This is a genomic window from Rhodopirellula sp. JB055, assembly GCF_043100905.1.
Lineage (GTDB): Bacteria > Planctomycetota > Planctomycetia > Pirellulales > Pirellulaceae > Rhodopirellula.
Map to the genome: position 1 here is coordinate 1 of NZ_JBICHO010000467.1, position 3,632 is coordinate 3,632.

3 protein-coding genes and 1 pseudogene are annotated in these 3,632 nt (G+C 56.7%); 3 read left to right on the forward strand and 1 reads right to left on the reverse strand.

The annotated features are described in order from the left end of the window. The 3 genes and pseudogenes from ACF8AM_RS18520 to ACF8AM_RS18530 form a co-directional block, all read left to right on the forward strand. Positions 1 to 778, forward strand: a pseudogene (locus ACF8AM_RS18520) (hypothetical protein); the annotation flags it as partial. A gap of 57 nt (positions 779 to 835) precedes the next feature. After that, positions 836 to 1,870, forward strand: a complete 1,035-nt coding sequence (locus ACF8AM_RS18525) for a glycosyltransferase family 9 protein (protein WP_392557073.1) — start codon at positions 836 to 838, stop codon at positions 1,868 to 1,870. Positions 1,871 to 1,896: 26 nt separating this feature from the next. After that, a complete protein-coding gene (locus ACF8AM_RS18530; protein WP_392557074.1) occupies positions 1,897 to 2,904 on the forward strand; it encodes a glycosyltransferase family 10 domain-containing protein in 1,008 nt (335 codons plus the stop codon). A 118-nt stretch (positions 2,905 to 3,022) separates the two neighbouring features. Here the strand turns inward: ACF8AM_RS18530 and ACF8AM_RS18535 are convergent. After that, a partial coding sequence (locus ACF8AM_RS18535) for a metallopeptidase (protein WP_392557075.1) occupies positions 3,023 to 3,632 on the reverse strand: 610 nt, incomplete at its 5' end.

The following is a 3,632-nucleotide window of genomic DNA, read 5'->3' on the forward strand; positions in this document are numbered from 1 at the left end:
TGCTGCTGGCAATTCATCCAGCGGGCGTTCGCCGGCGACGCCATCGGAGTTGCGGTATCAATCGCAACGCGCCAATTCTGCGACGATGGAACGCACGACATTGGATCCGCGTGAAACACTGGACCTCAAGCGGTTGGCGGAACGTTCTGTGATTCGGCACAGCGACAGCAACCGATTCAGCTTGGATTTTGAAATCGAAGCGATTGGCGGCCGAGGTGTCGAAGCGATCGAGCTCTATGGGACCACCGACGGTGGGCTGAACTGGAAACGTTGGGGCACGGACCCTGACAAAGCCAGCCCGTTTGATATTGAAACCAACGGCGAAGGCATCTTCGGATTCCAAATCGTGGTCGTCGCTGCCAACGGTTTGACCAGCCCAAGTCCGCTCAGCGGCGATGCACCCGATATTGTGGTGGTGGTCGACCAAACCGAACCCGAGGTCAGTATCACGGGGGCTCGCTACGGGGAAGCCGATCGTGCTGGTTCTTTGGTAATCGCTTATCGATGCCAAGACCAATATTTGATGTCGCGTCCGATCACGCTTTCCTTTAGTGATACACCTGAAGGACCGTGGACCACGATCGCGGCTGGGTTGCGAAACCTGGGTGATTACGTGTGGCCCGCGGACCCACAATTGCCTCGTCAGATCTATTTGCGAATCGATGCCACGGACCAGGCTGGCAATGTCGGCAGTTACGTGCTCGATCAGCCGGTGGACACTCGTGGGTTGGCCCCGCGGGCTCGCATTCGCGCGTTCCGATCCATTTCGAGTCGATAGTGCTTATTCGCGTCCAACGCGCTGACCACGAATCCTGCTTTTCAACGGATCCTGATAATGTCGCTTGAGCCATCTTCTCCCATGCGGATTTTGCTCAGCCAGCCGGGTGATCTCTCCGATTGCATTTTGACGTTGCCGGTTGCCTGCTCGCTCAAAGAGTATTTTCCCGACTCGCATGTCAGCATCGCAGTGGGTGTCGAGAAAACGGATTTCTTGGAACAGCACGCAGCCATCGACGAAATCCTGGAGCTGCCCGTCCGATGGAACCGATCGCCACGAGGCATTCGAAGCGTCAAGCAAACGTTGAACTCACAATCCTTTGATGTTGCCATCGATTGCGATGATTCATTCGTTTCCGCTTTCGTTTGCCAGTTGTCGGGTGCCACGCGTCGAATCGGTTGGGACACGATGCCCCGTTTTGCACCGCGACGCAGCTTGCTCAACGAGTTGGTGACTCCGGTGTTTCACCACGTCGTGGATCGTCGGTTGGAATTGTTGACTCCGCTCGAGATCGATCGCCCGCAAGCCCGATTCGATTGGCCGGTGGATTCAAGGGGTCACCAATGGGCGATGCGGTATCGACATCGCTGGTCTGGACAAGATCTGGCGATGATGGATTCCGGGCGGGTTTCCTCTTCGGTCGGCTGGATGTTCGATCGCTACGCGGCGACAGCACGATATTTGGCGGACCGTTTTCAGATGCACTCCATCGTGACTTGGCGAACGTTCGAGGAACGATTGAAGGCCGAGCAGATCGTTGCTTGCGCCGGGGACGCCGCTTCGCTGGCACCAGACATGACGCTATCATTGGCCGCTGCACTCAGTCCGTTGGCCCGAGTGGTGATCGCGGAAGACACGCCGATGCTGCATGCGTCCGTCGCTGCCGGGGCCAACGTGGTCGGTTTGTATGGTCCACTGGAAGGAACCGGATCGCCTTCCGCTCGCGGACCGTACCAACAACACGCGTTGGCAATGGAAAACAAAGCCCGCGGCGGATTGCCTTCTCGGGAAGCCATTAACCGGGTCGGCGTCGAACATGTCTGCCAATGGATCGATCAACTTCAGGCCCCTGCGTTCGCCGAGGCAGCCTAACTCCAACTGCTCCAATCTCCACTGTTATGACCGACCGCGTTGGCATCGTTCCCTTTGGCAATGCGGCCGAGAGCTATCACCGGATGCTGCCGGCGTTCCCAGGAACGCTTGGTGAGCCCCGTGATGCGGCCTTGCGGCAGGTGCAATTCAGTCATGACTTGGCAAATGCGGACTGGTTGGTGGTCGCTCACCTGACCACGGAAGTTCTCACGACGACCATACCAAGGTCACGACGCATTCTGGTCACCGGCGAGCCTTCTCCCGCGGTCGATATTGGTGCCAGCAATGCCAATCAATTTGGCGTCTTGATCTCTCCCTACAACATTCCCGGCTTCACCGGGACTTGGGTGCCGAGTCATGGTGGATTGCCGTGGTTCTTCGGAAGGCAAACCGAATCGCTGCATCGACTGGAAGATCTCGAGGCGCTGCCCGCGCCTGAGAAGTCACCGACGATCTCGGCTGTGATTTCCACCAAGGTGTTGCACGAAGGCCATCGACAGCGTTTGCGGTTCGTGCACCGGTTGCAAGAAGCGATCGGCGACCGCTTGCATTTGTATGGTCGCGGCATTCGTGAAGTGAGCGACAAAGCCGACGCGATCTTGCCGCATGCGTATCACCTGTCGCTCGAGAATGTTTGTGAGCCCAACTATTGGACCGAGAAGATCAGCGATGCGTTTCTGGGGTATTCCCTTCCGTTGTACGCGGGGTGCACCAACATCGAAAACTGGTTTGATCCTGACAGTTTTGTGACGCTCCAGCTCGATGACATCGATGGCTCAGTCAAGCAAGTTCAACAGATCCTTGATAGCGATCTCTACTCGCAGCGTTTCAATGCGATCCGGCGAAGTCGCGAACGAGTCCTGCATCACGAAACGCTGTTTCATTTGATCGCTCGAACGATGGTTGCCAATCCGAGCGACGAACCACGCATGGCCACGGCAGAAACGATCCGCACCAAGCCGGAACGAACGGTTTGGCAAAAGATTCGCAAGGAGTTCAAACGCACCTATCACCGGCTCACGTTTCGACCGTGACGCCGTCGCCGAATTCGCCAGGATTCGGACTCTCTCGGTAGCCGGATTCGCCAAGAATTCGGACGTCGAACAAGTGGGACGTCTGAATTCTGGCGAATCCAGCTGCGATGTGCCTGTTTTAGCGTTCGCCCCAAAGACGGCCGAGGAGGTCGTGCAGCGCTCGGTCATGTTGCTTGAGTTCGGCTCGCACGAAAGGGAAGAAGTCGTTGCGATAGAAGTAAGCCTCGGTGCCTTCAGCGAAGTATTCCTTGTGGTTGCTCAGCCCGTAGTGGCGAACGGTTTGGCCAGTGTACAACAACACGTTTTCGTACCGCTTGCCCGCTTTGGCTTCTTCAAACGCAGCGATGATTTCCGGTTGATCAAAGCTCAAGAATTGATCGTGGTAGGCGTGCGCCAATTCATGCAGAATCATGGCGGGATGCTTGAGCATCTGCTCCTTCGATAGCAACTGGTTCGCTCGCGGGAGGTGAACCTTCTTCGTCAGTCGCTCATCGTGACCATTGGCCAGCAACCAACCGCGGCTGGGATGGTACTGCATCGTTTCCAGGTTTGGGTGTTCTGATTCCAGCCAAATCTCGATCTGCTGCAGCTTCGCAAGTGTTTTAGAAGGGATCAAAATCTGGATGCGTTGCAGATGATTGGCAAGCATCGTCAGCGAGCGGTGATCGCTCTCGGAAACACCGTCTCCTGAACGCGCTTCACCCAGAAGAACGGGTTCGACGTGCACC